Here is a 26,069-nt window from a genome sequence, read left to right as displayed (position 1 = left end):
CTTGTCCTTTCTCAGGCCGGACCGAAGTTCTGGAACAGGGCCGCGTCGCGTTCCAGCTCGCCGCTGGCGCGTACCGGCTGGCGCTGGGCAGCGGCAAAATCCAGCATGCGCTGTATGGGCCTGCGGGCGGCCAGGCCCAGCATCGTGTCAAGCTCGATGGCACCGCTGCCTTGCAGCAGGGTCCGCTCCACGCCCGGCAGGCTGTTCATGGCCATCCAGGGGCAGAAGGCACAGCTTTTGCAGCTGCCACCCGTGCCAGCCGTCGGGGCAGCCAGAAAGTGCTTGCCCGGATAGCGCTGGCGCATGTCGTGAAGAATGCCTTGATCGGTGGCCACGATGAAGGTGTTGGTGGGCAGTTTGCCCACGGCGGCAATCAGCTGAGTGGTGGAGCCCACCACATCGGCCAGCGCAGTGACGGCGGCCGGCGATTCGGGGTGAACCAGAATCGCGGCCTCGGGGTGGGCATGGGCCAGGGCCTGCAGCTCGTCGGCCTTGAATTCGTCATGGACCACGCAACTGCCCTGCCACAGCAGCATGTCGGCGCCGGTTTGTTGCTGGATGTGGCTGCCCAGATGGCGGTCGGGTGCCCAGAGGATTTTCTCGCCACGCGCGTGCAGGGCGGCCACGATGTCCTGTCCTACCGACGAGGTGACCACCCAGTCGGCCCGGGCCTTCACGGCAGCGCTGGTGTTGGCATAGACGACCACGGTGCGGTCGGGATGGGCGTCGCAGAAGCGGCTGAACTCGTCGGCCGGGCAGCCCAGGTCCAGCGAGCAGGTGGCATCGCCGTCGGGCATGAGCACGGTCTTCTCGGGGCTGAGGATTTTTGCGGTCTCGCCCATGAAGCGCACGCCGGCCACGATCAGGGTCTTGGCGGGATGGTTGGCACCAAAGCGCGCCATCTCCAGCGAGTCGCCCACGCAGCCGCCGGTATCGCGTGCCAGATCCTGCAGCGCACCGTCCACATAGTAGTGGGCAACCATGACGGCATTGCGTTCCTTGAGAAGAGCCTTGATGCGCTGCGCCGTCTCGCGCTGCTGCTGGCGGTCCTGCTGCGGCAGCACCCTGGCCCAGGCCTGGCCTGTGCTGCACTGGCTGCTGCTGCCCGGTGCGGGCTGGTCGAATTCCACGGTTCTGATCGTCATCGTCTCCATCCTGAGTTGTGCTGTTAAATATTTATACTCAATATGAGTATTATTAAAACCGCTTTTTTTGAATTTGTCACCAGGGAGACAAATTAGGCTGGATGGCGTCGCTTTTCAGCGCAGTCAGTGCTCGGGATGGCAATCCAGAGAGTGGATGGATCGCTTATTCATCAATGACTTGATGCTTCTGAAAAATGAGCAAATGGAGGATGTTCAGGCGTGCTGCCTGAGCAGGTGCTGGCGCAGGGCCAGGCGGGTGGCAGCCAGATCCCAGCCGCCCCAGCCGCAGGATTTGAAGAGTACAGGCTTCGTGGAGCGCGACCAGTCCTGATGCACCACGGTGGCCAGCGTGGGCAGGGTGTCGACCTCGATGCCGGCCTGGAGCAGGTCGCCGGCTTCGTGCGCAGCATCGGCGGTGTCGACGACGATCTGGCCCTGATGCAGAAAGCGCCGGCACAACTCGGGATCCAGCTCCACCATTTGCGGCGTGAAGGCGCCGACAGCGCAGACAAAGGCATCGGGTCTTGCGGCCTCATGCAGCACCACGGCCTGCGCGGGCGTGCAGGTCACAATCAGCGGGCAGTGCTGGGCGGCCTCCTCCAGGTCGTCGGTGATGCGCGCATGCAGACCCAGGTCGCGGGCCTCGTCTGCAAGCCGCTGCGCGCTGCTGGCACTGCGCGAGTGAATCCAGACCTCCTGCGTGCCAAGGCCCTGGGAAAAAGCCTGCAGATGGGCGCTGCCCTGCACGCCGGCGCCGACGATGAGCAGCGCGCCTTGAGGCCTGGGGGCCAGGCGGCGCGCTGCCAGCAACGATACGGCTGCGGTGCGTCTGGCCGTGACGGTGGGGCCGTCCAGAATCAGTTGACGCACTCCGGTCGCTGCATCAAAAACCACGATATCGCCCTGAATGGTAGGCCTGCCCATCCGGGCATTGCCTGGCGTGAAACTGATGAGCTTGGTCATGACCACCTAGCCATCGGTGGCCGGCATGCAGAACAGGCAATTGCCCGCCGCCGTCGGCATGACGATGCGTGGCGGAACCGAGACACTGCAACTGTTTTGCAACTGGCGCAAAAGTGCTTCGATCTCATCGGCCAGGGCGGACCATGGCAGCAGTGCGGCAGTGGCGCGGGCGTCCAGAGACGCTGTCGAGGGCTGGGTCTGGGCATTCATGGGCAGTCGTATGGGGGGCAGCGGACAAGCCTCTGAGCTTACAGAATTGCAAGCCCGGCCCGGCGTTGACCGACAGAATGTCGCAGCACGAACGCTTCTGGCGAAGGCTGCCAGCGCGCACAATAGCCACTGTCTTATCCATCGATTTTGTCGTACACATGTTTGGCTTTTCTCCCCGCTCCGGGCAACGCAAGGACCCTACCTGGACACAAGCGCCTTCCAGCCGTGGTCATGTCGAGCCGGTCTGGCGGGATGGCGGCTCGGCTGCGAGCTACGAGCCGACCCAGCAGCAGGCGGCAGCACCGCGCAAATCCTCTTCGGCCAAGCTCTGGGCATCGGCCGTCCTGGCGGTGGTGGGCCTGCTGGCAGTGGCCTTTCTGTTTCTGAGCATGGTCGATGTGGTGGAGGAGCAGGTAGCCCGCAACCAGCCTCAGTCCACGCCTGTCGGCCGCTGAACAACAGGCCAAACGTCAACAATGCTGCGCTGCAGCTTGACTGAGGTGGCAAAAGCACAGCTTGATACCTGCATTCGGAGCCACAGCCCTTAATATCGCCACCCGGCGCAGGCCGCGTGCAACACAGCTAAGGAGTAAGCACCATGAGATGGGAAGGTAACCGCGAGTCGGACAACGTCGAGGATCGCCGTGGAGACGGTGGTGGTGGCGGTGGTTTTCCCATTGGTGGTCGCAGCATCGGCATCGGCACCGTGGTGCTGGCGCTGATTGGCTGGGGCGTGTTCGGCATCAACCCGCTGACCACGATTGGCGTTCTCTCCGGTGGTGGCTCCCCCCAGGTGCAGCAGGCTCCAGCGCATCGCCCGGCTGGCGATGACCAGGGGGCCAAGTTTGTCTCCACGGTGCTGGCTTCTACCGAGGATGTCTGGACTCAGATCTTCCGTGAAGGCGGTGCTCAGTATCAGAACCCCAAGCTGGTGCTGTTCACCGGCGTGACGCGCACGGCCTGCGGCACGGGGCAGTCGGCCATGGGGCCGTTTTACTGCCCAGGTGACTACAAGGTCTATCTGGACATGGACTTCTTCAACACCATGAGCCGTCAGCTTGGTGCTCCCGGTGAGTTCGCGCGCGCCTATGTGGTTGCCCATGAAGTGGGCCATCATGTGCAGAACCTGCTCGGCATCTCTGGCAAGGTGGACAGCATGCGTGGCCGTGTCAGCGAACGCGAGCAAAATGCCATGTCCGTGCGCCTGGAGCTGCAGGCCGACTGCTTGGCCGGCATCTGGGCCAACAAGTCGCAGCAGGCCAAGAACTGGCTGGAGCAGGGCGATATCGAGTCGGCGATGAATGCTGCACAGCAGATCGGCGACGACAAGCTGCAGCGCGAAGCCACGGGCACGGTGCGTCCTGACAGCTTTACCCATGGCTCCAGCGCCCAGCGTGTGCGCTGGTTCACCCAGGGCTACAAGACCGGCAGCGTCAAGGCCTGCGATACCTTCGCCGCTCAGTCGCTTTGAGCCACAAGCTGGCTTGAGTCAGGCGTGTGCACTGTCACACGCCTTTGTTTTTGGGGCGGCAGAATGTGAAAATCCGGGTTATCCCGATAGATTGCACGGGATATTGGCAAGGCTTTTTACGCGTGAAAACAGAGGGGGCGAAGGCTTTTCATCTGCAGAAAATCACAAAGCCAACGCGAAAAACCCACTCGGTGCGACAATAACGCCCTCAATGACAAGCTCTTTCTCCAATCTTCACTTGGCTGAGCCCCTGGCACGCGCAGTGGCCGACATGGGCTATGAGTCCATGACTCCGATTCAGGCGCAGGCCATTCCGGTGGTATTGACCGGCAAGGACGTCATGGGCGCAGCCCAGACCGGCACAGGCAAGACGGCGGCTTTCTCCCTGCCCCTGCTGCAGCGCCTGATGCGCCATGAAAACGCCTCGGCATCGCCTGCCCGCCATCCGGTGCGCGCCCTGGTGCTGCTGCCCACGCGTGAGCTGGCCGACCAGGTGGCACAACAGATTGCCCTGTACGCCAAGCACACCAAGCTGCGCAGCACCGTGGTGTTTGGTGGCATGGATATGAAGCCCCAGACCATCGAGCTGAAAAAAGGCGTCGAGGTGCTGGTGGCCACGCCCGGTCGTCTGCTGGACCACATCGAGGCCAAGAATGTGGTGCTCAATCAGGTGGAGTATGTGGTGCTGGACGAGGCCGACCGCATGCTGGATATCGGCTTTCTGCCCGATCTGCAGCGCATCCTCTCCTATCTGCCCAAGAGCCGCACCACGCTGCTGTTCTCGGCCACGTTCTCGCCCGAGATCAAGCGTCTGGCCGGCAGTTATCTGCAGGATCCCGTGACCATCGAGGTGGCTCGTCCCAACGAGACTGCGTCTACCGTGGAGCAGCGCTTCTACAAGGTCACGGATGACGACAAGCGGTATGCGATTCGTTCCGTGCTCAAGGAGCGCGACATTCGCCAGGCCTTCATCTTCTCCAACAGCAAGCTGGGTTGTGCGCGTCTGACGCGTGCCCTGGAGCGTGACGGTCTGCGTGCCGCCGCACTGCATGGAGACAAGAGCCAGGACGAGCGCCTGAAGGCACTGGAAGCCTTCAAGGCCGGCGAGGTGGATCTGCTGGTCTGTACCGATGTGGCCGCGCGCGGTCTGGACATCAAGGATGTGCCCGCAGTCTTCAACTACGACGTGCCTTTCAACGCCGAAGACTATGTGCACCGCATCGGCCGTACCGGCCGCGCAGGCGCATCGGGTCTGGCCGTGACGCTGGTGACCGACCATGACAGCCGCAATGTGGCCGACATCGAAAAGCTCACCAAGAAGAAGATCGAAGTCGAACCCGCGCCCATGCAGGACTTCCGTCCGGCACGCCGCAGCCGCAGCGATGAGGAATATCGTCCGCGTCGCGAGCGCGAGTTCGATGCAGCGCCCCGTGGCGGCTATGCGCATCGTCCATCGCGCATGGCCCAGCGCCCTGTCAACGTGGATCCCTTCTTTGACAAGCCCTATGAGGCCAGCAGCGCGGCCGAGACCGCATCCTGGGACAGCAAGCATGTCGCCCCGGTCAAGAGCGTGAGCGTCAAGCCCAAGCGCAAGGTCGCTGCCTTGTTCAGAGCGCCTGTAGTGGCTTCCTGATCACGGTGACCGATCACCCGGAAAAACGCCTGCCGCATGCAGGCGTTTTTCTTTGGTCTATCCCTTGGCGCCGGGTACCTGGGCCTGCGGGCACTGCAGCTGTATCAGCTCTCGCTCGTCCATGCGCTCGCCGATTCTCATCATGCTGAGACAGCCGCCCCAGACGCAGCCGGTATCCATGGCCATCAGATCGGGCCGGTTGACATGGCCCAGGGTGGACCAGTGACCGACAGCCATGGGTGTATCTGCAGTGAGCCGGCCCGGCACATCGAACCAGGGCATCAGTCCTTCGGGTGCGTGGTCGGCGGATTCCGCGCTCTCAAAATCCATGACGCCGTCGGCACTGCAAAAACGCAGACGGGTAAAGGCGTTGACGATGCAGCGCAGTCTGTCATCGCCTTGCAGGTCGGCGGACCAGCGATCGGGCTGGTTGCCATACATATTCTGCAAAAAGCGTGCATGGTCGGCATGCTGAAGCACGGCCTGAACTTCGATGCTCAAGGCCACGGCATCCTGCACACCCCATTGAGGAAGTACGCCGGCATGCACCATGAGAAGGTTTTCACCCAGCGCATTGGTGTGCAGGCGAGCCAGAGGCTGCTGGCGCAGCCAGTGCAGCAGGGCATCGCAATCGGGTGCGCTCAGAACCTGGGCCAGAGTGTCGCGCTTGCTTTGACGGCGAAGGCCCCGGGCTGCGGCCAGCAGGTGCAGGTCGTGATTGCCGAGCAGAGGGCGAATGGCATCGCCGCCCTGCATGCAGCGGCGCAATACCTCGGCGGATTTTGGGCCGCGATTGACAAGGTCGCCGAGCACGTAAAGTGTGTCCCGACTTGCGGAAAAATCCACAGTTTGCAGTAAACGCTCGAAAGCGTCATCGCAGCCCTGGATGTCTCCGATACAGTAAAGTGCCATGGTCTTCTTTCTGATGGACGAGTCAGGGATTTTCTGCTGTTTGCATTGCTGACACTGCTTAACGGGGTGTTTGTAATGTCGAAACTGGCAGTGGCCTTCCGGTTGCCGGGCAGGATTGCCGGCTTTGACAAAGCTCGTGAGCAAGGATGCCCAAGCTGTGCTGGAGTTGCTTGAGAGTCCACACCGTTTCTGTCTTTCGTGCAGTCTGGAATTGCCTCCATCGGACGCTCAACGGTATTTGGCTGGGGTTGCGATCAGCGATGGATTGGCCGTTTGGCTGATATCTCCGGGAATATTGGAAAAGATAGCAACCATTTCGGCAGCGACTATCGTCGTAACTGCTATTACATTTATAACGATTATCTTTGGAGGGCCGGCTCAAAAGCCTATCGGTAAGCCCTATTCAGAGTTGGTTTCGGCATGGCAAGGCGCTCCATGGCCTGGGTTGCATCTATCGCAAAGTCCTTTGTGCGTTTGTTGTCATTTCCAACGCATGTCATATTGACTTTGTTGCGGATTAGTGAGTTCGCCTGTGCAGCAATGACCGAGGAAGAAATCGCAGCTGGTTTGGTGCGAGGGCGCCAGCCAGGTTTGATGGAGGTGCATGAACACTAGGCGGCGTAAACGTATTTCATTTAGACGATATTTATGTGACGTATTCAATGTTGTTTACGCCGATATGTATTGTCTGGATGGCGAAATGGCGATGCATCAGGTTCTGCAAGCCTGTGCCTGGCTGTTGCCCGGATGGAGAGCAGGGAAGACATTCCTGGTTGCTGCACGCCGCAGCTCGCTGGACGAGATGCAGGGCATCATCGGCGTGCCCAATAGGCCGCTGGTCGCTGAGAAATCACAGGACCTGCAGGAAGAGCAGGCGCTGGCTTTGAAATTTTTGCCTGAGACTTGGTGCGAGATGAGGCGGCCGGATCGGTTGCGTGCCAATGCAGGGAGCGGGGTGTTTGTCGTCGAGGAATATGGGGCGGAGCAGGGCATCACGAAACCGCATGGTTGGCTCTAAGTCAGTGCCAGAGAGCTGGAGGAGGCTGAGGCCTGGGCAACTCGCAGAGAAGACGGATTCCGACTGCTCAAGGGTCCGGTGCCTATTCAGGATTGAAGGCCAGGCTGACTATTTGAGTATTGCCAGATGAAGGCTGGGGGGCAGCCATAACACGCCGGCCGGTTTATTCCTTGCCAAAGCCGCCATTTGCCCGTTCTGGGCGAGAAGGTCTTGTGCGGTGGCTGGATATTCGCGGTGATCGATTTGGACGAAAGCGTATCGACAGGATATTGGCAGCTCCTGAGGCTGAATAGCTATTTATTAACACGTAGTTGCATTTTATAAATATTCTGAATTGTGGTTTTTGCTTACTCGGAAAATCATGAATTTGAAATTCCGGCATTTATAATGAGTCCACTTTAATCAACCAAGAAGCGCAAATCATGAGCACTTACAAGGAACTCCTGAAGCAGAGAGAAGAGCTGGAACAGCAAATCAACGAAGCCCGTTCGCGTGAACTGGCTGAAGCTGTGAGCAAGGTTCGCGGCCTGATTGCCGAGTACGGCTTGACTGCTGAAGATGTTTTCCCTCCCGCTCGCGCGCGCTCTTCCGCCAATGCGGGCGCCAAGGTGGCCCCCAAGTATCGTGATCCTGCTACGGGTCAGACTTGGACCGGTCGTGGCAAGCCGCCAAAGTGGATTGCAGACCAGGATCGCGAAAAGTTCGCTATTTGATCTGCTTTTGCGCACGTTGAAAGAGCCCGCCTTGGCGGGCTTTTTTCATGGCTGCAAGGTTTGCGGCAGCGCAAACAAGAGTTCTCTTCGAAGCTGGCGACTAAGCGGCACAATAAGAGTCCATGAACAAGCAGGTGTTGATTGCGGGTGGCGGTATTGGCGGTCTGGCAGCTGCCATTGCGGCGGTGCGGGCTGACTGGGACGTGCGCCTGTTCGAGCGTGCAGCGCAGTTTTCCGAAGTCGGAGCCGGTATTCAGCTGGGACCCAATGTGGTGCGCTGTCTTCAGGCATGGGGGCTGCAGCGATCGTTGCAGCAGGTCGTGGCCTGCCCTTCGTCCTTGCGAGCCTGCAGTGCCGTGACGGGGCAGGAGCTGGGGCGATTGCCCCTGGGCGCAGATATGGTGCAGCGCTATGGCGCCAGCTACCTGACCATTCATCGCGCCGACCTGCACCAGATTCTGCTGGAGGCCTTGCAGGCTCTGCCAGAGGCTCACCTCAACCTCGACCAGTTCGTCAGCAGCTATAGCCAGCAGGACGGTGTGGTCACCATTCGAACCAGTACCGGCAAGCTCATCGAGGGCGATGCCCTGATCGGTGCTGATGGCGTGCGCAGTGCTGTGCGCGCACAGATGCTGGGTGATGGCCCGCCGCGCGTGACCGGACAATTGGCCTACCGTGCCCTGGTGCATCAGGCCAATCTGCCCAAGCGCTTGCGCACCAGCGAGGTCACGGCGTGGCTGGGCCCGCAGCTGCACGCCATTCAGTACCCCGTGCGCCGCGGCGAGCTGCAGAATCTGGTGGTCATTGTGCAGGGGCCGGCCCCCGAGGATCTGGACAACTGGGATCACTCGGCCAATCTGCCCGATCTGCTGCAGCATCTTCAGGGCGCATGCGCTTACCTGCAGGATCTGGTTCAACATGTTCCCGATGTGGGTGGTGAATGGCGTTTGTGGCCGGTGGCCGACCGGCAGCCGGTATCGTCAGGGACCCAGATGGCGCAGGGCCTTGTAGCCCTGCTGGGCGATGCGGCCCATCCCATGCGTCCCTATCTGGCGCAGGGGGCGGGCATGGCCATCGAGGATGCAGCCGAGTTGCAGAGCGCTCTGTCCATGCATGATCTGGATGTCAGTCTGCGGCTGCGCCGCTATGCGCTGAATCGCTGGCAGCGCAATGCCAAGGTGCAGGAACGCTCGCTGCGCAATGGCCGGATCTTCCATGCGACAGGGCCTATTCGCTGGGGGCGCGATCTGTCGCTGCGCGCCCTGGGCGGGCGCATCATGGATGTGCCCTGGCTCTATGAGGGCGCGCTCTAGCAACCGGTTGCCATAGCCGGAATGGTTTTCGCGCCGGTGCCTGCCTGGCAGATAGACTGCTTCAGTTGCTGGCCTTGTGCAGCAATGGCGAAGGCTTGATGAGCTGGTACGCCAGCACACCGCTGCCCAGCATGGCGGCAATCATCAGCATCACGGCCTGATAGATGTCGGCATTCTGGCGTTCCGCAACGCCTGCGACCAGCCCGGACAGCCACTGCATGAGCGCGGCTCCGAGAAACATGGCCATGGTGAAGATGGACAGTGCGCGTCCAGTCGTGGCGGGTGGGTAGGAGGAGCGCACATCGGCATAGATCAGCGTGCCGTAGCCTGAAAGCACACTCATGACCAGCAGCAGCAGCACGCTGCCTACGGATTGGTGGAGCAGGGCCAGGGCTACAAAAACGGCAGCCATGAGCAGCGCAAAGCGTGCAATGCGCTGGCGACGCCTGGCCGGACCAGGGTCCAGCCGGCCGAACATGGAAGGCACAAACAGCGAAATGACGGAGCAGGCCAGGGCCACATTGCCGGTCGTGACCAATGAAAACTGGTAGCGGTCCATCAGCATTGGACTGAGCCAGAGGCCGCGCACGGTGAGAAACGAGGCATAGCTGACCATGCCCAGCAGCACAATGCCCCAGGTATGGGGCAGCAGCAGCAGGCTGCCAAAACCTTGCAGTGCCTGCATGAAGCCGGGCTTGGGCTGGGAGTCCCCAGGAAGCTCGGGCTCGTGCACCTTGAAGAAAATCAGCAGCCAGGACAGCGCACTCAGCACCGCCAGCAGCGCAAAGCCGGCGCGCCAGCCCATGTGCTGCACCAGCCAGGCCATGGGCGTGCCGGTAAACAGCAGGCCCAGCCCGCCCAGGCCAAGGCCTATGCCCGAGAGGTAGGCAAATTTATCGGCCGGAAAGTGGCGCGCGATGAACATGGTGCTGGCCAGAAAGGCGGGCGAGCAGCCCACGCCGATCAGCAGCTGGCCCAGCATCAGCCAGGAATAGCTGGGTGCCAGTGCGGATAGAGCAGCCCCCGCAATCGACAGGGGAAAGGCCAGCAGCACGGTGCGGCGCAGGCCGTAGATATCCATGCCTATGCCCATGAGCAGCTGGGCCACGCCGAAGGACAGTGCAAACAGCCCGGCAAACGAGCCAAGCGATTGTGCGGACAGGCCGAAGTCCGTGCGCAGACCGTCGGCGATGATGGAGGTGACGGTTCTGAAGGCCTGGCTCAGTGCAAAGCCCGTGAGCAGACAGACCAGCATGGCCCAGGCGGAAGAGTCGGGCTTGGGGCTGGCGTTCGGCGCAGCCTCGGCGGCGCTGTGATCGGAAGACATGGGCAATTTGTTGCGATGTTAGGTTTTGCACGGAGCCTAAATAATTCAGGCTGCCCGCGCTGTCACGAAAGAGCAGCAGGGGCAGCCTGAATGGCGATGGTCTTGATGGCCGGCCTACAGCTCGGTGCGCAGGCTCCAGATTTCAGGGAACAGCACCACGTCCAGCATCTTCTTGAGATAGCTCACACCGCCGGTGCCACCCGTGCCGCGCTTGAAGCCGATGACGCGCTCCACCGTGGTCAGGTGGCGGAAGCGCCAGAGACGGAAGGCATCTTCGATATCGGCCAGCTTCTCGCCCAACTGGTACAGATCCCAATACTTGTGCGGATCGCGGTAGACGGTGATCCATGCCTGTTTCACGCCCTCGCTGGCCTCATAGGGCTGGGTCCAGTCGCGCTGCAGGCGGTCGGCAGGCACGGCGATGCCTTCGCGGGCCAGCAATTGCAGGGCCACGTCGTACAGCGATGGCGATTCGTAGGCGGCCTGCACCTGGGCCAGCAGATCGCTGCGGTGGGCGTGGGGCTGGAGCATGGCCGCATTCTTGTTGCCCAGGGCAAACTCGATGCAGCGGTACTGGTAGCTCTGGAAGCCGCTGGAGTTGGCCAGATAGGGGCGCATGGCCGAATATTCGGGCGGTGTCATGGTGGACAGCACGGTCCAGGCGCTGACCAGCTGCTCCATGATGCGCGAGACACGCGCCAGCATCTTGAAGGCATCGGGCTTGGTCTCGCCAGAGGCATTGGCAATGGCTGCCGTAGCCGCGCGCACCTCGTGCAGCATCAGCTTCATCCACAGCTCGCTGGTCTGGTGCTGCACGATGAAGAGCATCTCGTCATGGGCGGGCGACAGCGGATGCTGGGCCGTGAGAATCTGGTCCAGATGCAGATAGTCGCCATAGCTCATGTCACGGCTGAAGTCGAGCTGGGCTTTCTCGTCGCGGACGATGGCTGCGCCGCCATGCAGGGGGCAACCGGAGGATTCATTCGTCATGGTCAAATCATCTTTGATAGGTCAGTGCGCGCAGCGTAACCGAATCCGGGCACACAAAGCCTGCAAGAACGTGGATGCATGCTGCCATCGCTTTGCGTAAAGTCGGGCCAGTCACAGACCGATGACAGAAAACGCACTCAGCCGAGATCAAGCCATGCCCAGTCCTCTGCCTTCCACCGCCGCTGCAAATTCGCAAACAGATGAGCGCATGATCCAGTGCTGCCGCTGGCTGGAGAGCGAAGAGCCCATGCCCGCGCTGGAGGAACTGGCGCAGCGGCTGGGACTCAGTCCCTGGCAGTTGCACCGCAACTTCAAGCGCACCACGGGGCTCACGCCCAAGGCCTATGCCAAGGCCCATCGAGGCAGGCATGTGCGTGCCGCGCTGGCGCAGGAGGCCAGCGAGTCGGTCACCGATGCGGCCTATCTGAGTGGCTATGAAGCCAGCAGCAGCTTCTACAAGGACGCACCGGCCATGCTGGGCATGGCGCCGCAGTCCTACCGCAGGCGCGGCCAGGACCAGCGCATCCGCTTTGCCCTGGCCGAGTGCTCGCTGGGCAGCCTGCTGGTGGCCAGCACCGACAAGGGCGTGTGCTGCGTGCTGCTGGGCGATGATCCCCATGCGCTGGTGGATGATCTGCAGCAGCGTTTTGCGGCGGCGCAGCTGATCGGAGCCGATGCGCAATATGAACAGACCGTGGCCCAGGTGGTGGCCCTGATGGAGCAGCCTCGGGTGGGGCTGGCCCTGCCGCTGGATATTCAGGGTACGGCGTTTCAGCAGCGCGTGTGGCAGGCGCTGCAGAGCATTCCGGCCGGCCAGACCGTCAGCTACAGCGAACTGGCCAGGCAACTGGGCCAGCCAAGCGCCACGCGGGCCGTGGCCAGCGCGGTGGCGGCCAATCCGATTGCCGTGGCCGTGCCCTGTCATCGTGTGCTGCGCAACGATGGCAGCATCTCGGGCTATCGCTGGGGCGTGGAGCGCAAGCGTGCGCTGCTGCTGCGCGAGGCCCAGCAGGCCCAACTCAAGCTCTCTTAAAGAGAGCTGTCATCGCATTTTCTTCAATGTTTCTGAATGGATATCTATCTGAAATCATTGATTGACGAGCGACAGCAGCTATGAATTTCACGAATGAAGCACAGACGCACTACGGCGCCGCCCCTGTGATAGAAAACCGCATGCTGCTTGAAGTCTCCATTGCCCTGCCCGCGCGTTACCGCTTCGACGAATTCGTGCATTTCCATGATCGCGACGAGCAGCAACTGGCCGAGCGGGTCGATGCCGTTGCGCACAGCCTGCACAAGGCCATCATGTGGAAGCGCAACCCCGCCTTGCTGCAGCTGCAATGGCAGACCGGACAGGTGCAGGCCCGCTTGCATGCAGCGCACGCAGAGCCGGCCGAGGCAGACCTGGCAGCGCTGCAAGCCATGGTGAAACGCATGCTGGGGCTGATCTACGCGCCTGGCCAATTGGAGCTGGCGCATGGCGATCACCCCGAGCTGGGAGTGCTGCTGTCGCGCCAGGCCGGCCTGCATGTGCCCGGCTCGCCCACACCCTTCGAGGCGCTGACCTGGGCCATCACCGGCCAGCAGATCACGGTGGCCGTGGCCGTTTCGCTGCGGCGCAAGCTGATAGCGCTGGCGGGCGAGCCGCTGGCGCAAGAAGGGGACATGCCGGCCCTGCACGCCTATCCCGATGCACAGCGCGTGGCAGCCTTGGGGCTGGACACGCTGCGCGGTGCGGGCTTTTCCCAGGCCAAGGCCCAGACCCTGCTGGCCGTGGCCCAGGCCGTTGCCGAAGGCCGGTTGCCGCTGGACGACTGGGCCGCCCGCAGCGCCGCCGGGCGCTGGGCCGAGGAGGATGTGGCCGCTGCCTCGGCGCAATTGCTGGCGGTCAAGGGCATCGGTCCGTGGACGGTGAATTACACCTTGCTGCGCGGCTATGGCTGGCCCGACGGCAGCTTGCACGGCGATGTGGCGGTGCGCCGGGCCATAGGCCTGCTCACGGGTGGCGACAAACCCGATGCGCGTGCCGCCAGCGACTGGCTGGAACAGTTCAAGCCCTGGCGCGCGTTGGTGGCCGCGCACCTCTGGGCCTCGCTGGCCGACAGCGCCTATTGAGAGGCGACAGGCGGCAGCGCTTCAGAGCGGGGGCGACAGCACCAGCAGCAGCAGGCGTGCGGGCTGGCCCGAGGCATTGGCCAGGCGGTGCTCGCTGTCCACCACCAGCGTGGCCGTGTCGCCCGCATGCAGCAGCACCTGCTCCTGGGCGGTGAAGACTTCGATGCTGCCTTCCAGCACATGAAAGACCTCGCGTGTGCCTGCGCGATGGGCCGCGAAATGGCTGGAGACCGCATGCGGCGGAAAGCGGTATTGCACGAGGTTCACACCCGCGCTGGGGCTGGCCAGGGCCAGGCGCTCCACGCCGCTGGCCTCGTCGACAAAGCGCAGGTTCTCGCCGGCGCGCGTGATCTGCGCGCTGGGCGCGCTTTGCACCAACTCGCCCAGCTCGCAGCCCAGACCTTGTGCAATCGCCATGGCATTGCGCAGGCTGGTGGCCAGCAGACCGCGCTCCACGCGCGACAGCGCGCCCGGTGAAACGCCGCTGGCCTGGGCCAGCTGATCCAGTGTGATGCCCAACTGGGCGCGGCGCGCGCGGACGGCGGCGCCGAAAAGCACATCCTGCTCCGATGCCTGCGATGCGGTGGTGGAGTTCAAGCCTGGCTCCTTGTCATGGCGTCTGTTCTTGTGTTGAAAATTTTCCTATGAGAAAATAATTTTGCGTATAGGAAATTATTTTTCGAGGATGAATGCAATGTACATGTTTATCAGTGCCTTGCCCGTGGCCACCGTCATCGCCGTCCTGCTGGCGGGCTGGCGCTCGCTGCATGCCGCAGCGCTGGGCGTGGCGGTGGCGCTGCTGGTGATTGCCCTGGCGTTTGCGCAGCCCGCTTCAACATGGCTGGCCGCCTGCATGCACTGGGCGCCGGTGTTGCTGGAAGTGCTGTTGATCGTGGCCGGCGGGCTGCTGCTGTCCGAGGTGCTGCGCGAGTCAGGGGCGCAGAAGGCCCTGGCCGACTGGCTGCTGGCCAGGGCCGGCAGCGGCACGGGCGCCGTGCTGCTGGTGGTGCATGGCATCACGCCGTTTGCCGAGTCGGTCACCGGCTTTGGCGTGGGCGTGACCATAGGCATACCGCTGCTCGCGCACTTCGGGCTGTCGCCGCGCAAGGTGGTGCTTATCGGCCTGCTGGGCCTTTGCGCCGTGCCCTGGGGCTCCATGGGGCCGGGGACGCTGGTGGCGGCCACCATGGCGGGTCTGCCGTTCAAGGAGCTGGGTCAGGCTTCGGCCCTGGTCAGCGTGATTCCGTTTGTCATCACCGGCATGGCGGCGGCTCTGGCGAGTGCGCCGGGGCGTCGCTGGCCGGCTCTGCTGCAGGGCCTGCTGTCGGGTCTGTCGCTGACGGCGGCCGTAGCCTTGATGAATACCCTGGCCGGCACGGCGCCCGCGGGAGCGCTCGGTGCCTTGGTGGTGGTGGGCTGGCATCTGCTGCGCCTGCGCGTGTCGCGGGCGGACGCGGACAAGCCGTCCCTGAGCGCGCCGGGGCGGCGTGCGCTGGCCGCCTATGCGCTGCTGCTGGGCGGCGTGCTGGCGGCCGCAGCGCTGCTGCGCACCCTGGATCTGCCCGCTGCCTGGCATGGGCTGGCCTCGCCGGGGCTGTGGCTGCTGGTGGCAGCGGTTTTTTTCACGCGAGGCCGGCCGGCGCGCCCATCGCTGGCAAAGGTCTGGCGCTCCTGGCTGCAGGTGGCGCCGGTCACAGCGCTGTTCATTGTGCTGGGCGTGCTGATGGCGGTTTCGGGCATGGCCGCGCAACTGGCGCAGGCACTGGCCCGCAGCGGGTCGCTGTATCTGCTGGCCGCACCCTTTGTGGGAGCGCTGGGTGGCTTCGTGACCGGCTCCAATACCGGGGCCAATGCCATGTTCGCGGCCACGCAGGCCGAGATAGCCCATGCGCTGGGCGCGCCGCTGCTGCCATTCATGGCCGTGCACAACGTCAGTGCCTCGCTGCTGCTCATGGCTTCGCCCGGCAAGGTGGAGATGGCGGTGCAACTGCTGGCGCAAGGTGCTGCCCAGCGGCGCTGGGTGCAGCAAAGCGTGCTGATGCTGGCCCTGGTCGCCGTGGCGCTGATGGGCGTGCTCAATTGGAGCTGGGCGCGGGCCTGATTGGAGGTCGCCCGGCCCGCCCCCGGTGCCTGCCTCAGGTCACGGCGTGTACGGTATTGAACTCGGGCCGTTGCCATTCGCCCGATTCCAGCACCTGACGCAGATGCTCGACGGCATTCCACACATCGGCAAAGCCCACATACAGCGGTGTGAAGCCGAAACGCAGAATGTCCTTGTGCTTGCCTGTGCCGCCGTCGCCCTTGCGGAAGTCGCCGATCACGCCGCGTGCAATCAGCGCCTGGACAATGGCGTAAGCGCCGCTGCCCTGGCCATTCACGCCCAGACCTTCTTCCCGGGTCAGGCAGACCTGGGAGCCGCGTGCCGCATGCTCGCGCGGTGTCGCCAGACCCAGGCCGTGGCCCTGGCAGCGCTCTTCCACGAGCTGGATGAACAGATCGGTCAGCGCCAGCGATTTCTTGCGCAGCGCGGCCATGCCTCCGAAAGCCTCGGCCTCGGTGTAGATGTCGATGCCGCACTGCAGCACGCTCATGCTGATCATGGGCTGGGTGCCGCAGAGATAGCGCTGGATGCCCTGGGCGGGGTGGTAGTCGGGCACGAACTTGAAAGGCTCGGCGTGGCCGAACCAGCCCGACAGCGGCTGCCAGAAGCGGTTGATCAGGCGCGGATGCGCCCAGACAAAGGCCGGCGCGCCGGGGCCGCCGTTGAGGTATTTGTAGCTGCAGCCCACGGCAAAGTCGGCATCGGCGCCCTTAAGGTCCACGGGCACGGCACCTGCGCTGTGGCACAGATCCCAGACGCAGAGAATGCCCTGGGCGTGGGCGGCGGCCGTGACGGCTGCCATATCGTGCATGGCGCCCGTGCGGTAGTTGACATGGGTGAGCATGGAGATCGCCACATCGGTCTGCAGCGCACCGGCGATTTCCTCGGGCTCGAGCAGCACCAGCTCCAGGCCGTATTCCTGGCAGACGGACTGGGCGATATAGAGATCGGTGGGGAAGTTGCTGCGCTCGCTGATCAGTTTTTTGCGGCCGGGCGCATCTTCGCGGGCGATGCGGGCGGCAGCGCTCAACACCTTGTAGAGATTGATGGAAGTGGTGTCGGTGAACACCAGCTCGCCCTGGCCCGCGCCCAGCCAGGCAGCGAACTGGTTGCCAAGGCGCTCGGGCAGCGTGATCCAGCCGGCCTTGTTCCAGGAGGTGATGAGGTCCTGGCCCCATTCCTGCGTCACCACTTCGGCCACGCGCGCGGCGGCGGCCTTGGGCTGGGCGCCCAGGGAATTGCCGTCCAGGTAGATCACACCCTGGGGCAGGGCAAAGCGCTCGCGCAGCGCGCGCAGCGGGTCCTGGGCGTCCAGAGCCTGGCAGTCTTGCAAAGTGGTCATTGTCTTCCTTCTCTCGTTTTGATAGCTACTGACGATGATTGTGTCTACGTCAGAGCCGGTTCTGATTCAAATATGACTGGACTCGGATTCGCCCATTGTGTCCGAGACCGGGGCGGCCCGGCCGCCTCGCAGCGAGGACATCGGTTTCTTTGCGCCAAGCGCTTCAGAGCAGGCTGCGCAACACGGCACGCACCGGCGAGGCATCGGCTTCGGTGAGCTTGAGCGGCAGAGCGATCAGCTCATAGTCGCCTTCGCTCACTGCGTCGAGCACCAGGTTCTCGAGCACGCGCAGGCCGCGCTGGCGGATCACCATATGGCTGTCCAGGCTCTTGCTGCTGGCGGGGTCTATGCTGGCAGTGTCTATGCCGATCAGCTTGACGCCCAGGTCGGCCAGCTTTTGCACGGTCTCGGGGGCATAGGCGGCGAGGTCGGCATCCCAGCCGGTGGGCGCTTTCTCGTAGGTGCGCACCAGCACGCGCGCGGGCAGGCCGGCATCGATGGCGTGCGCTATGTGACGCCATTCGATCAAGGGCCCGCAGCCTATGGCGTGGATCACCCGGCAGGGGCCGAGAAAGGCATCGAGATCGACGGCGCCAATGGCCGCGCCCTGCGCATCGTAGTGCAGCGGCGCATCGGCATGCGCGCCTACATGGGGCGAAAGATGAATGGCGCTGACATTGACCGGGCAGCCCGGGCCAATGCTGGCCACCCATTCCTGGCTATAGGGCGTGTCGCCCGGAAACACCGGTGCGGCAGGATGGATGGCAGGAGAAATATCCCAGATCTGGCGTGTCATGGTGCAACTAGCAATATGTGTATTTCAGCGGGAGCGTGACAAGTAGCGCAGCCTATGCCAAAGACACCGAGCAAGGGCCGCCCCGCAGCGATGGTGTCGTCCCCCTCCCGTAGCGCGCAGCGCGCAGAGAGAGGGGGAAGCGGCGGGGCCGCCTAGGCAAAGCCGCTCAGGGGGTGACCTTCTTTTTCCTATACCAAAGAGCATAGACCAGTACCAGCACGATCAGAAACGGCACGCCCACCAGCACGGTGGTGTGGAATTCCTTGGTAAACAGCGTGGTGACGATCACGCCCGCCATCAGCAAGGCGCCGACCAGGGTCAGCACTGGAAAGCCCCACATGCGGAACTCCAGCTTCTGGCCCGGGTGTTCGCGCTGCCAGCGCGGGCGGAAGAACAGATGGGTCACGAACACCATGAACCAGGCAAACATGGCGCCGAACATGGCGATCGACATCATCAGCTCCAGCGACTGCTCAGGCTTGAGAACGTTGAGCACCATGGCCACGGCCATGCCCAGGCAGGAGACGGCAATCGCACCCAGCGGCACGCCGCTTTTGCTGAGCTTGCTCAGGCCCTTGGGGGCATAGCCGCCGCGCGAGAGGCTGAACATCATGCGCGATGTGACGTAGAGCTGGCTGTTCATGGCCGACAGCGAGGCCAGCAGCACCACGAAGTTGAGTGCCGCGGCCGCGCCGGGGATCTGCAAAATCTCCATCACCTTGACGAAGGGGCTCTTGTCCGTGCCCGCATGGCTCCAGGGTACGACGGCCAGCATCAGTGCCAGCGACAGCAGATAGAACAGCACCAGGCGCAGCACCGTGGTGCGGAAGGCGCGGGTCACGGCCTGCTTGGGGTTCTGGGCTTCGCCGGCAGCAATGGCAATGGATTCCAGGCTCAGATAGCTGAAGATGGCCACGATCACGCCCACCCAGGTGCCCCACCAGCCGTTGGGGAAGAAGCCGCCATCGACAAAGTAGTTGTCGAAACCCACGCCCTCGGGACGGGTGCCGAAGACCACATAAGCAGCGATCAGGATGAAGGCCACGATGGCAATCACCTTGACCATGGAGAACCAGTACTCGACCTGGCCGAAGGCCTTGACGCTGGTGGCGTTGACGGCGGCCAGCAGGACCGAGAACAGCGCCACCCAGATCCATGGGTCCACCGTGGGGAACCAGTAGGCCATGTATTTGCCCACGGCGGTGACCTCCATGCCCACGGCCAGCACCACGGCGCCCCAGTAGGCATAGCGCACCACAAAGCCGGCCAGCGGACTGATGTAGTGCTCGGCGTAGGCGCCGAAGGAGCCCGAGGTGGGGTGGGCCACGGTCATCTCGGCCAGGCAGCCCATGAGCAGCAGGCCGATGAAGGCGCCTATGGCGTAGCTGATGAGCACGCTGGGGCCGGCAAAGCCGATGGCGAAGGCGCTGCCCATGAAGAGGCCGGTACCGATGGCGCCACCGATGGCGATCATGGTCATCTGGGCCGAGTTCAGGTGCTGCTGCAAGCCTGTCTCGCGTTGCTGAATACTGTCAAAGTTGGCCATTGCTGACTTGCGCGTGCGAAAAATCGAAGCGGCAAGTATCCCGCGAATGACCGGCTGCGGCGGCGTGGGGGTGAATGTCCCTGACCGCGCCGGCTCAGCGCTGCGTGCCGGCGTAGTTGCCGGGCGTCAGCGCATGATGGGCCTTGAAGGCGCGCTGCATATGAGCCTGGTCGGCAAAGCCCATCTGGTGAGCGACCGAGGCCAGGGGCTCGCCCTTGGCTAGCAGGTGGCGCACGCCATTGAGGCGCAGGTTGAGGCGGTAGGCCCCGGGCGTGACGCCGGTGACGGCCCTGAAGCGGCGGATGAAACGGCTGGGGCTCATGCCGCAGCGCAGGGCCAGGGCCTGGACGCTGGTTTCGTCTTCGGGGTTGCGGTGCAGGTGCTGCAGCGCAGGCAGGACGGCATCGGGCGGGTGACCCGGTGTGCCCGGGTCCGTGGCGGCGCAGCCCAGTCGATGCAGAAAATCCGTCAGCGATTGCTCGTGCTGCCGCAACTGCGCATCCGTGGCGCTGCCGGCAAGCGGCTGGCAGAGACGGTCTGCCCAGCGCGAGATTTCTGGCTTGTGCAGCGCGCGCCGTGCAAAGCGCAGGGCACCGACGCCGAGCCGCTCATGAACCCAGTCGGCCTGCACGAACAGCATGCGGTAAGACCAGGGCTGCAATGTCTCGGGGTTGCAGGCATGCCAGTGGCCGGGCTCGATCAGCACCACGCTGCCAGCACTCAATGTTTCGGGGCCATCGTCATGCAGAAACAGGGTCTCGCCCTCATCCACGATGCCTATGGAGTACTGCGCGTGTGCATGCAGCCGGTAGCTGTAGCAGGATTGGCGGCTGATGCGCAGCTCGGCCCAGGGCAGGGCCGGGTGGCGGTGGAAATGGTGACTGGGGGCTGGCATGACGGCCTCATCATGCCAGCATGCTGACCACGCTTGTCACCAGCACCATGGCCAGGGCCTGGTTCAGCCGCCGTTGGCGCAGGGGCGTGCTCAGCCACCGGGTCAGTGCGTGGCCCAGCGCGGCCCAGCAGCCAACGCCTAGCAGGCAGGCCAGCAAGGAGACGGCGCAAAACAGCAGCAAGGCGGTTGGCAGCGAGACCTGCTGCGCGGCCAGCGGGGCGACAAACATGCCGATGCCCGAAAGCGCCACCAGCCAGGCCTTGGGGTTGAGGCTTTGAATGGCAATGCCTTGCACGAACGCTCCGCCCGGACCGGCCGGCAGTGAGGCGGGGGCGCTCTCCCTGGCCGCCAGCCCATGGGCCCCGGGCTCCTTGGCCAGCTGCCAGGCCAGCCAGAGCAGATAGAGAGCACAGACACGCGGCGCCCAGCGCAGCAGCTCGGGCTGCTTGAGCAGCCATTGCCCGCTCTGGCCCATCAGCCAGACGATGACGGCATAGCTGACGCTGGCGCCAAGCACGTAGCAGAAGGCGGCTGCAGCGCGGCCGTTGCCATGGCGCAGGGCCAGCACGTTCACCGGCCCTGGCGTGATGGCGCCGGCGAGTGCAAATCCGGCCATGGCCAGAACAGAAGAAAGCATGGACAAACCTGAAACAAGAGGTCGCCAGTCTGAGTCCTGGGCTTTTCCAGGTATTGAACAAAATTGCGCCTTTGCTTGGTTAACAAGTGCAAAACGGTGTCTTTTTCAGACAAAGAGCGAAGCTGACTTGCGTTACGCTTGAATGCTTTCGCGAACCTGACCCCCGTCCCATCTCCCATGTCATCCGCAGCAGCTTCTAGTCCATCCCGAGTCTGGCCGGCCGTACGCATGGTGGGCCGTGCAGACATGGGTCGCCAGCGCAGCAATAACGAAGACTCGGTGGGTCTGGAGCCGCAGGCCAGGCCCTGGCCGGTTGCCGTGCTGGCCGATGGCATGGGCGGCTATAACGCGGGCGAGGTGGCCAGCGTCATGGCCGTGGAGCTGATCACGACCAGCGTGCAGCACGGTCCGGCAGCCGATGAATCCATACTGGCTGCGCAGTGCGAGCTGACGGACGCCCTGCACATGGCCAATACGGCCATCTATGCCGCAGCACAGTCCACGCCCGGTTGCAGCGGCATGGGCACCACGGTGGTGGCCGCCCTGGTGCTGGCGAACGAGGTGCTGATTGCCCATCTGGGCGACTCCAGGGCCTATGCCTGGCGCGCGGGCCGGCTGCAGCGCCTGACGCGCGACCATTCGCTGGTGCAGCAGGATATCGATGCCGGCCTGATCAGCGAGGCCGATGCCAGGACCTCACGCTACGGTCATCTGGTGACCCGAGCGCTCGGCGTGATGCCCCAGGTGGAGCCGGAGCTGAACCACTGGCTGCTGCAGCAGGGCGACCGCATTTTGCTGTGTTCGGACGGCCTGACTGATATGCTGAGCGACGCCAGCCTTGCCTCCTTGTTCGATGAAAACCTGCCGCTGGCGCGGTTGCAGGAGGCCTTGATCGAGGCGGCCAATGCCGCAGGCGGCAAGGACAATATCGGCGTGGTGCTGATCGAGCAGGACGCCTGATCCTGGTATCTGGCGGGACTCTTAGAGCAGACCGCTTTCCAGCAGAGGCAGCTGATGGCGCTGGCGCACGCGGTTGCAGGCGTCCGAACCCGCGGCAAATTCCCGGCAAGGGGAGGGGCGCCATTCATAAATGCCGCAGTACGCCTTCTCTCCCACCTTGCCCACCAGAGCTGCACAGCGTGGCCTGGCCCAGTCCGTGCCGCGCATGCGGCATGTGTAGTCGGTGACTTCCTCAACCAGTCCTGCGGGGACACTGCCCCCATGCTCCTGGGACTCGTGCACGGAAAAATCGACACGAAAGGACGCGCAACAGGCGCCGCAGCTAAGGCAGGGATGGGTCATGGGAGGGCGGAATTTTTCCGGTGGGGCGGCGATTTTCGCAGCTGTGCAAACCCTTTGGTTGTGCCGGGCCGCAGATTTGTCAACCGCGCCGCTCAATACCCGCCCAAAAGTCCATGCTGCTGGTGCCAATTCGCCACCGTTGTGCACCAATCGCCTACAGTAAATGGAAAATGAGAATCAAAATCAATTAATAATGCGCTATGAGTTCTTTGCAGTCCCCCTCGGCGAGGTCTGAGGCAGTGTCAGTTACTTCGTCCATGAATGCTTTTTCTGTTCAAGCGTCCGAATCCGGCGTGCCATCTTCCAGCGCTGCAGCCACGGCTGCCGCAACCGGGCCAGTCATTGGGCTGGACCAGCTGGTGGTGAATCAGCCAGCCCTGGTGGTGGATCTGGCTTCCTCCGAAGGCGAGGATGAAAGCCTGCTGCTCAGACTCATGGAAATCGGCTTTCTGCCCGGCGAGTCCGTGCGCGTCGTCGCCACCGGTTTTCCCGGCCCCGACCCGCTGGCCGTGCGCATAGGTCAGGCGACGTTTGCGCTGCGCCGCCACGAGGCGTCTCAGGTGCTGGTGCAACTGGAGGCAGCAGCATGAACGCGCGCGAATCCCAGATCACCATGATGAGCCCTCAAGCCGCAGAGCAGGCTCCCCTGCGCGCCGCGCTGCTGGGCAACCCGAATTGCGGCAAGACGGCGCTGTTCAATCTGCTGACCGGCGCCCGCCAGAAGGTGGCCAACTACGCGGGCGTGACCGTGGAGCGCAAGGAAGGCTGGCTGAGCACGCCCGGCAAGCGCCGCGTGCGCGTGCTGGACCTGCCCGGCACCTACAGCCTGGATGCGCACAGCGAGGACGAGCGCATCACGCGCGACATCGTCAAGGGCCAGCATCCGCGCGAAGCGCCGCCCGAGCTGCTGGTCTGCGTGACCGATGCCACCCATCTGCGTCTGAACCTGCGTCTGGTGCTGGAGGCACGCGCCCTGGGCCTGCCTATGGTGGTGGTGCTCAATATGAGCGATATGGCACGCCGTCAGGGACTGGTCATCGACAAGGCCAGGCTCAGCGAGCTGCTGGGCGTGCCCGTGGTGGAGAGCGTGGGCGTGCATCTGTCCGGTGCCAAGGATTTGCTGGCCTGGCTGGACAGCGAGCAGGCCAGGCAACTCAAGGCACCGACGCTCGAAGGCCAGTTCAAGCCCGTGACGGGCAGCAATTCACGCGCCCAGCTGCTGGCCCTGCACCAGCAGGTGGCCGAGATCATGCGCCTGACCGTGCAGGAACCCGCGGCCCCCACGCAGCGTGACGATCGCATCGATTCCGTGGTGCTGCACCCGCTGTGGGGCACGCTGCTGCTGGTGGTGACGCTGTTCCTGATGTTCCAGGCCGTGTTCAGCTGGGCCCAGCCGCTGATGGACGGCATCGAAGGGCTGGTCAGCGATTTCGGACAGTGGGTGCATGGCGTGATGCCCGATGGCGTGCTGCGCAGCCTGCTGGTCGACGGCGTGATCGCCGGCACCGGCTCGGTGGTGGTCTTTCTGCCTCAGATCCTGATTCTGTTCTTCTTCATCCTGGTGCTGGAAGACTCGGGCTATCTGCCACGCGCCGCCTTTTTGCTGGACCGCATCATGGGCAGCGTGGGCTTGTCCGGACGCTCCTTCATCCCGCTGCTGTCCAGCTTTGCCTGTGCCGTGCCCGGCATCATGGCCACGCGTTCGATTTCCAGCTGGCGTGACCGTCTGCTGACCATCATGATCGCGCCGCTGATGACCTGCTCGGCCCGCTTGCCCGTGTACACGCTGCTGATCGGTGCCTTCATTCCCGAGCAGACCGTGGCCGGCTTCTTCAATCTGCAGGGCCTGGTGCTGTTTGCCCTCTATGTGGGCGGCATTGCCAGCGCCATGGCCGTGGCCTGGGTGGGCAAGCTGGCCACCAAGGTCAAGACCCGCACGCCGCTGCTGATGGAGCTGCCTTCGTACCGTATCCCCAGCCTGCGCAGCCTGGTGCTGGGCCTGTACGAGCGGGCCATGATCTTCCTGCGCCGCGTCGGCGGCATCATCCTGACCGTCAGCATCGTGTTGTGGTTCCTCTCCAGCTACCCCGGCGCCCCCGAGGGCGTGACCGAGGGCGCGATCCGCTACAGCTTCGCGGGCCAGATCGGCCGTGCGCTGGAAGTGGTGCTGGCACCCATCGGCTTCAACTGGCAGATCGCCATTGCGCTGGTGCCCGGCATGGCCGCGCGCGAGGTGGCAGTGGGTGCGCTGGGTACGGTGTATGCGCTGTCGGCCGTGGGCGATGACGCCATGGCCCAGCAGCTGAGCCCGCTGATCGCCAGCAGCTGGTCGATGGCGACCGCGCTGTCGCTGCTGGTCTGGTTTGTGTTTGCGCCCCAGTGCATCTCCACGCTGGCCATGGTCAAGCGCGAAACCAATGGCTGGCGCTATCCGCTGCTGATGGCCGGCTATCTGTTTGCTCTGGCCTATCTGGCCAGCTTCGTGACCTATCGCATCGCCGTGGCCCTGGGCTGGGGCTGAGAAAGGATTGTCTATGTGGCAGGAACTGATAGTGGGCGCCATCGTGCTGGTGGCCGCCGTGTCGCTGACCTGGCGTTTCATGCCGGCCGGCCTGCGCCGCAGGCTGACGCGGGTTCATCCTTCGCTGGCGCCGGCGGCCAAGAGCGGCAGCTGCGGCGGTTGCAGCGCCTGTGGCGGCGACAGCTGCTCGGATACCCGCAAGGCCTGAACACAGGCGAAGCCAGACCGCATCAGCTAAAAATATAGCTGCCTGCGCTTGTCATCTCTGCATTTCAGATGCTTTTGCATCTGAGATTCTTGATTGACAGGCGCAGGCAGCTTTTTATTTGGTAGCGATAGTGCTTGCGGGCTTGCCGAAAGCTCAGGCCGCTTCCAGCCAGGGCTGGACTTCCTCCTCACTCAGTGCCGACAGGCCGAATTTCTCGCGCGTGTCGTGGCAGCCGTAGGAGGCAAACGGAAAGTCGCGGCAGGGGCGCGAGCGCTGCTCGTAGATGCCGCAGCCTATGCAGCCCGCGCCGACCTCGGGCAGCTCGCGCAGCGCCACGCAGCGCACCGGGTGACGTTCCGTGCCGTTCATGCGCGCGCGGTTGCCCTTGCCGGGCACTTCATGGGCCAGCTCATCGGGGACGGTGCCGCCCATGGATTGCAGCTCGTAAATGGAAAACTCGACGCGGTAGTTCTGGCAGCAGGCGCCACAGTTCAGGCAGGGGTGGACGGATTCGGACATCGTGTTTCTTCAAGGGTTCAGGCATCGGGGTCGCGCCGTCCTCCTTGGGCAAGGACGGCTTTTTGAGGTCTGGAGGAGAAGTCGGCGCGCAGGGCTGCCTCCGGCTCCGGTGCCGGGCCACTAGGTATGGCCTTGAAGAAACTTCAGATAGAAGGTGTGGATGCGTACATAGAGCGCACGCACGCGCGCGGCAAAGGATTTGCGCGGGCCGAAGAAGGAAGGCACGCGCGTGTGGCGTGCCATATGGGGCTGGCGCAGCGCCAGCAGGCCGCCGCGCTGGCCGTAGCGCGCATCGCCCTGGGTGGGGCGCAGCGGAAACAGAAACACCGCCAGCTGGCGCAGGGCCCTCTGGCGGTGTGGGGATGTGATGTGGCTCAGGTGCATGGGTGTGG

General features: G+C 63.6%; 26 protein-coding genes and 1 pseudogene. 13 read left to right on the top strand and 14 right to left on the bottom strand.

The features are described from left to right. Nucleotides 1-11 precede the first annotated feature (11 nt). Nucleotides 12-1,145, bottom strand: a complete 1,134-nt coding sequence (gene nadA / locus CTR2_RS21210) for a quinolinate synthase NadA (RefSeq protein ID WP_087084475.1) — start codon at nt 1,143-1,145, stop codon at nt 12-14. A gap of 213 nt (nt 1,146-1,358) precedes the next feature. Then, nucleotides 1,359-2,318 (bottom strand): annotated as a pseudogene (locus tag CTR2_RS21205) (delta(1)-pyrroline-2-carboxylate reductase family protein). 158 nt (nt 2,319-2,476) lie between these two features. Here CTR2_RS21205 and CTR2_RS21200 point away from each other — a divergent pair. From CTR2_RS21200 to CTR2_RS21190, 3 genes are all read left to right on the top strand, one after another. Next, nucleotides 2,477-2,773 carry a hypothetical protein gene (locus CTR2_RS21200; protein WP_087081223.1) on the top strand — a complete coding sequence of 99 codons (297 nt, stop codon included), beginning with the start codon at nt 2,477-2,479 and terminating at the stop codon, nt 2,771-2,773. A 143-nt stretch (nt 2,774-2,916) separates the two neighbouring features. Continuing rightward, entirely contained in the window at nt 2,917-3,789 is an 873-nt protein-coding gene (gene ypfJ / locus CTR2_RS21195; RefSeq protein ID WP_087081225.1) for a KPN_02809 family neutral zinc metallopeptidase, read from the top strand. 211 nt (nt 3,790-4,000) lie between these two features. Further along, nucleotides 4,001-5,422 carry a DEAD/DEAH box helicase gene (locus CTR2_RS21190; RefSeq protein WP_087081227.1) on the top strand — a complete coding sequence of 474 codons (1,422 nt, stop codon included), beginning with the start codon at nt 4,001-4,003 and terminating at the stop codon, nt 5,420-5,422. Nucleotides 5,423-5,479: 57 nt separating this feature from the next. Here CTR2_RS21190 and CTR2_RS21185 read toward each other — a convergent pair whose 3' ends face one another. Further along, nucleotides 5,480-6,334: a symmetrical bis(5'-nucleosyl)-tetraphosphatase gene (locus tag CTR2_RS21185; RefSeq protein ID WP_087081229.1), complete on the bottom strand. Its 855-nt coding sequence runs from the start codon at nt 6,332-6,334 to the stop codon at nt 5,480-5,482. A 700-nt stretch (nt 6,335-7,034) separates the two neighbouring features. Here CTR2_RS21185 and CTR2_RS21180 point away from each other — a divergent pair. The 3 genes from CTR2_RS21180 to CTR2_RS21170 all read left to right on the top strand — a co-directional run bounded on the left by CTR2_RS21180 (nt 7,035) and on the right by CTR2_RS21170 (nt 9,378). Then, a complete protein-coding gene (locus CTR2_RS21180) occupies nt 7,035-7,352 on the top strand; it encodes a TlyC (RefSeq protein ID WP_254913231.1) in 318 nt (105 codons plus the stop codon). Nucleotides 7,353-7,774: 422 nt separating this feature from the next. Then, nucleotides 7,775-8,065 carry an H-NS histone family protein gene (locus tag CTR2_RS21175; protein ID WP_003052529.1) on the top strand — a complete coding sequence of 97 codons (291 nt, stop codon included), beginning with the start codon at nt 7,775-7,777 and terminating at the stop codon, nt 8,063-8,065. Nucleotides 8,066-8,187: 122 nt separating this feature from the next. Beyond that, a complete protein-coding gene (locus CTR2_RS21170) occupies nt 8,188-9,378 on the top strand; it encodes an FAD-dependent monooxygenase (RefSeq protein ID WP_087081231.1) in 1,191 nt (396 codons plus the stop codon). 61 nt (nt 9,379-9,439) lie between these two features. Here CTR2_RS21170 and CTR2_RS21165 read toward each other — a convergent pair whose 3' ends face one another. Next, complete coding sequence (locus CTR2_RS21165) at nt 9,440-10,705, bottom strand: MFS transporter (RefSeq protein ID WP_087081233.1); 1,266 nt, start codon at nt 10,703-10,705, stop codon at nt 9,440-9,442. Between the two features lie 114 nt (nt 10,706-10,819). Next, a complete protein-coding gene (gene kynA / locus CTR2_RS21160) occupies nt 10,820-11,695 on the bottom strand; it encodes a tryptophan 2,3-dioxygenase (protein ID WP_003067178.1) in 876 nt (291 codons plus the stop codon). Between the two features lie 154 nt (nt 11,696-11,849). Between kynA and ada the strand changes: the two genes are divergently transcribed. Together ada and CTR2_RS21150 are read left to right on the top strand one after the other, a co-directional pair. After that, nucleotides 11,850-12,728 carry a bifunctional DNA-binding transcriptional regulator/O6-methylguanine-DNA methyltransferase Ada gene (gene ada, locus CTR2_RS21155; RefSeq protein WP_087081235.1) on the top strand — a complete coding sequence of 293 codons (879 nt, stop codon included), beginning with the start codon at nt 11,850-11,852 and terminating at the stop codon, nt 12,726-12,728. 80 nt (nt 12,729-12,808) lie between these two features. Continuing rightward, nucleotides 12,809-13,810 (top strand): DNA-3-methyladenine glycosylase 2, encoded by a 1,002-nt coding sequence (locus CTR2_RS21150; protein WP_254913232.1) that lies wholly within the window; start codon nt 12,809-12,811, stop codon nt 13,808-13,810. Between the two features lie 21 nt (nt 13,811-13,831). Here the strand turns inward: CTR2_RS21150 and CTR2_RS21145 are convergent, their stop codons facing one another. Next, on the bottom strand, nt 13,832-14,407 hold the full coding sequence (locus CTR2_RS21145; protein WP_087081237.1) for a helix-turn-helix domain-containing protein: 576 nt from the start codon (nt 14,405-14,407) through the stop codon (nt 13,832-13,834). A gap of 97 nt (nt 14,408-14,504) precedes the next feature. Here CTR2_RS21145 and CTR2_RS21140 point away from each other — a divergent pair, with 97 nt between their 5' ends. Then, nucleotides 14,505-15,911, top strand: a complete 1,407-nt coding sequence (locus CTR2_RS21140) for an L-lactate permease (protein ID WP_087081239.1) — start codon at nt 14,505-14,507, stop codon at nt 15,909-15,911. Between the two features lie 34 nt (nt 15,912-15,945). On the opposite strand, the gene kynU is transcribed toward CTR2_RS21140, so the two are convergent. The 5 genes from kynU to CTR2_RS21115 all read right to left on the bottom strand — a co-directional run bounded on the left by kynU (nt 15,946) and on the right by CTR2_RS21115 (nt 21,127). Beyond that, nucleotides 15,946-17,253 (bottom strand): kynureninase, encoded by a 1,308-nt coding sequence (gene kynU, locus CTR2_RS21135; protein WP_087081241.1) that lies wholly within the window; start codon nt 17,251-17,253, stop codon nt 15,946-15,948. A 163-nt stretch (nt 17,254-17,416) separates the two neighbouring features. Then, complete coding sequence (kynB, locus tag CTR2_RS21130; protein WP_087081243.1) at nt 17,417-18,049, bottom strand: arylformamidase; 633 nt, start codon at nt 18,047-18,049, stop codon at nt 17,417-17,419. 166 nt (nt 18,050-18,215) lie between these two features. Continuing rightward, on the bottom strand, nt 18,216-19,595 hold the full coding sequence (locus CTR2_RS21125; protein WP_012839465.1) for an amino acid permease: 1,380 nt from the start codon (nt 19,593-19,595) through the stop codon (nt 18,216-18,218). Nucleotides 19,596-19,689: 94 nt separating this feature from the next. Then, a complete protein-coding gene (locus CTR2_RS21120) occupies nt 19,690-20,490 on the bottom strand; it encodes an AraC family transcriptional regulator (protein WP_087081245.1) in 801 nt (266 codons plus the stop codon). Between the two features lie 10 nt (nt 20,491-20,500). Continuing rightward, entirely contained in the window at nt 20,501-21,127 is a 627-nt protein-coding gene (locus CTR2_RS21115) for a LysE family translocator (protein ID WP_087081247.1), read from the bottom strand. A 228-nt stretch (nt 21,128-21,355) separates the two neighbouring features. Between CTR2_RS21115 and CTR2_RS21110 the strand changes: the two genes are divergently transcribed. Then, entirely contained in the window at nt 21,356-22,087 is a 732-nt protein-coding gene (locus CTR2_RS21110; RefSeq protein WP_087081249.1) for a Stp1/IreP family PP2C-type Ser/Thr phosphatase, read from the top strand. A gap of 21 nt (nt 22,088-22,108) precedes the next feature. Here the strand turns inward: CTR2_RS21110 and CTR2_RS21105 are convergent, their stop codons facing one another. Continuing rightward, the gene (locus CTR2_RS21105) at nt 22,109-22,429 is read right to left on the bottom strand and encodes a YkgJ family cysteine cluster protein (RefSeq protein ID WP_087081250.1); all 321 of its coding nucleotides are present in this window, start codon (nt 22,427-22,429) and stop codon (nt 22,109-22,111) included. A 257-nt stretch (nt 22,430-22,686) separates the two neighbouring features. Here CTR2_RS21105 and CTR2_RS21100 point away from each other — a divergent pair, with 257 nt between their 5' ends. From CTR2_RS21100 to CTR2_RS21090, 3 genes are read left to right on the top strand one after another with little or no spacing between them, the layout of a single operon-like run. Further along, a complete protein-coding gene (locus CTR2_RS21100) occupies nt 22,687-23,019 on the top strand; it encodes a FeoA family protein (RefSeq protein WP_087081252.1) in 333 nt (110 codons plus the stop codon). Further along, nucleotides 23,016-24,950 carry a ferrous iron transporter B gene (feoB, locus tag CTR2_RS21095; protein ID WP_087081254.1) on the top strand — a complete coding sequence of 645 codons (1,935 nt, stop codon included), beginning with the start codon at nt 23,016-23,018 and terminating at the stop codon, nt 24,948-24,950. Before CTR2_RS21100 ends, feoB begins: the two co-directional genes overlap by 4 nt. A 13-nt stretch (nt 24,951-24,963) precedes the next feature. Continuing rightward, on the top strand, nt 24,964-25,158 hold the full coding sequence (locus CTR2_RS21090) for a hypothetical protein (protein WP_003078625.1): 195 nt from the start codon (nt 24,964-24,966) through the stop codon (nt 25,156-25,158). Nucleotides 25,159-25,311: 153 nt separating this feature from the next. Here the strand turns inward: CTR2_RS21090 and CTR2_RS21085 are convergent, their stop codons facing one another. Beyond that, nucleotides 25,312-25,677 carry a YkgJ family cysteine cluster protein gene (locus CTR2_RS21085; RefSeq protein ID WP_003078627.1) on the bottom strand — a complete coding sequence of 122 codons (366 nt, stop codon included), beginning with the start codon at nt 25,675-25,677 and terminating at the stop codon, nt 25,312-25,314. Between the two features lie 120 nt (nt 25,678-25,797). Beyond that, on the bottom strand, nt 25,798-26,061 hold the full coding sequence (locus tag CTR2_RS21080) for a hypothetical protein (RefSeq protein ID WP_003067103.1): 264 nt from the start codon (nt 26,059-26,061) through the stop codon (nt 25,798-25,800). Nucleotides 26,062-26,069 lie beyond the last annotated feature (8 nt).

The sequence above is a fragment of the Comamonas thiooxydans genome, from assembly GCF_002157685.2.
GTDB lineage: Bacteria > Pseudomonadota > Gammaproteobacteria > Burkholderiales > Burkholderiaceae_C > Comamonas > Comamonas testosteroni_H.
This window is presented reverse-complemented; position numbering and strand designations above follow the sequence as displayed.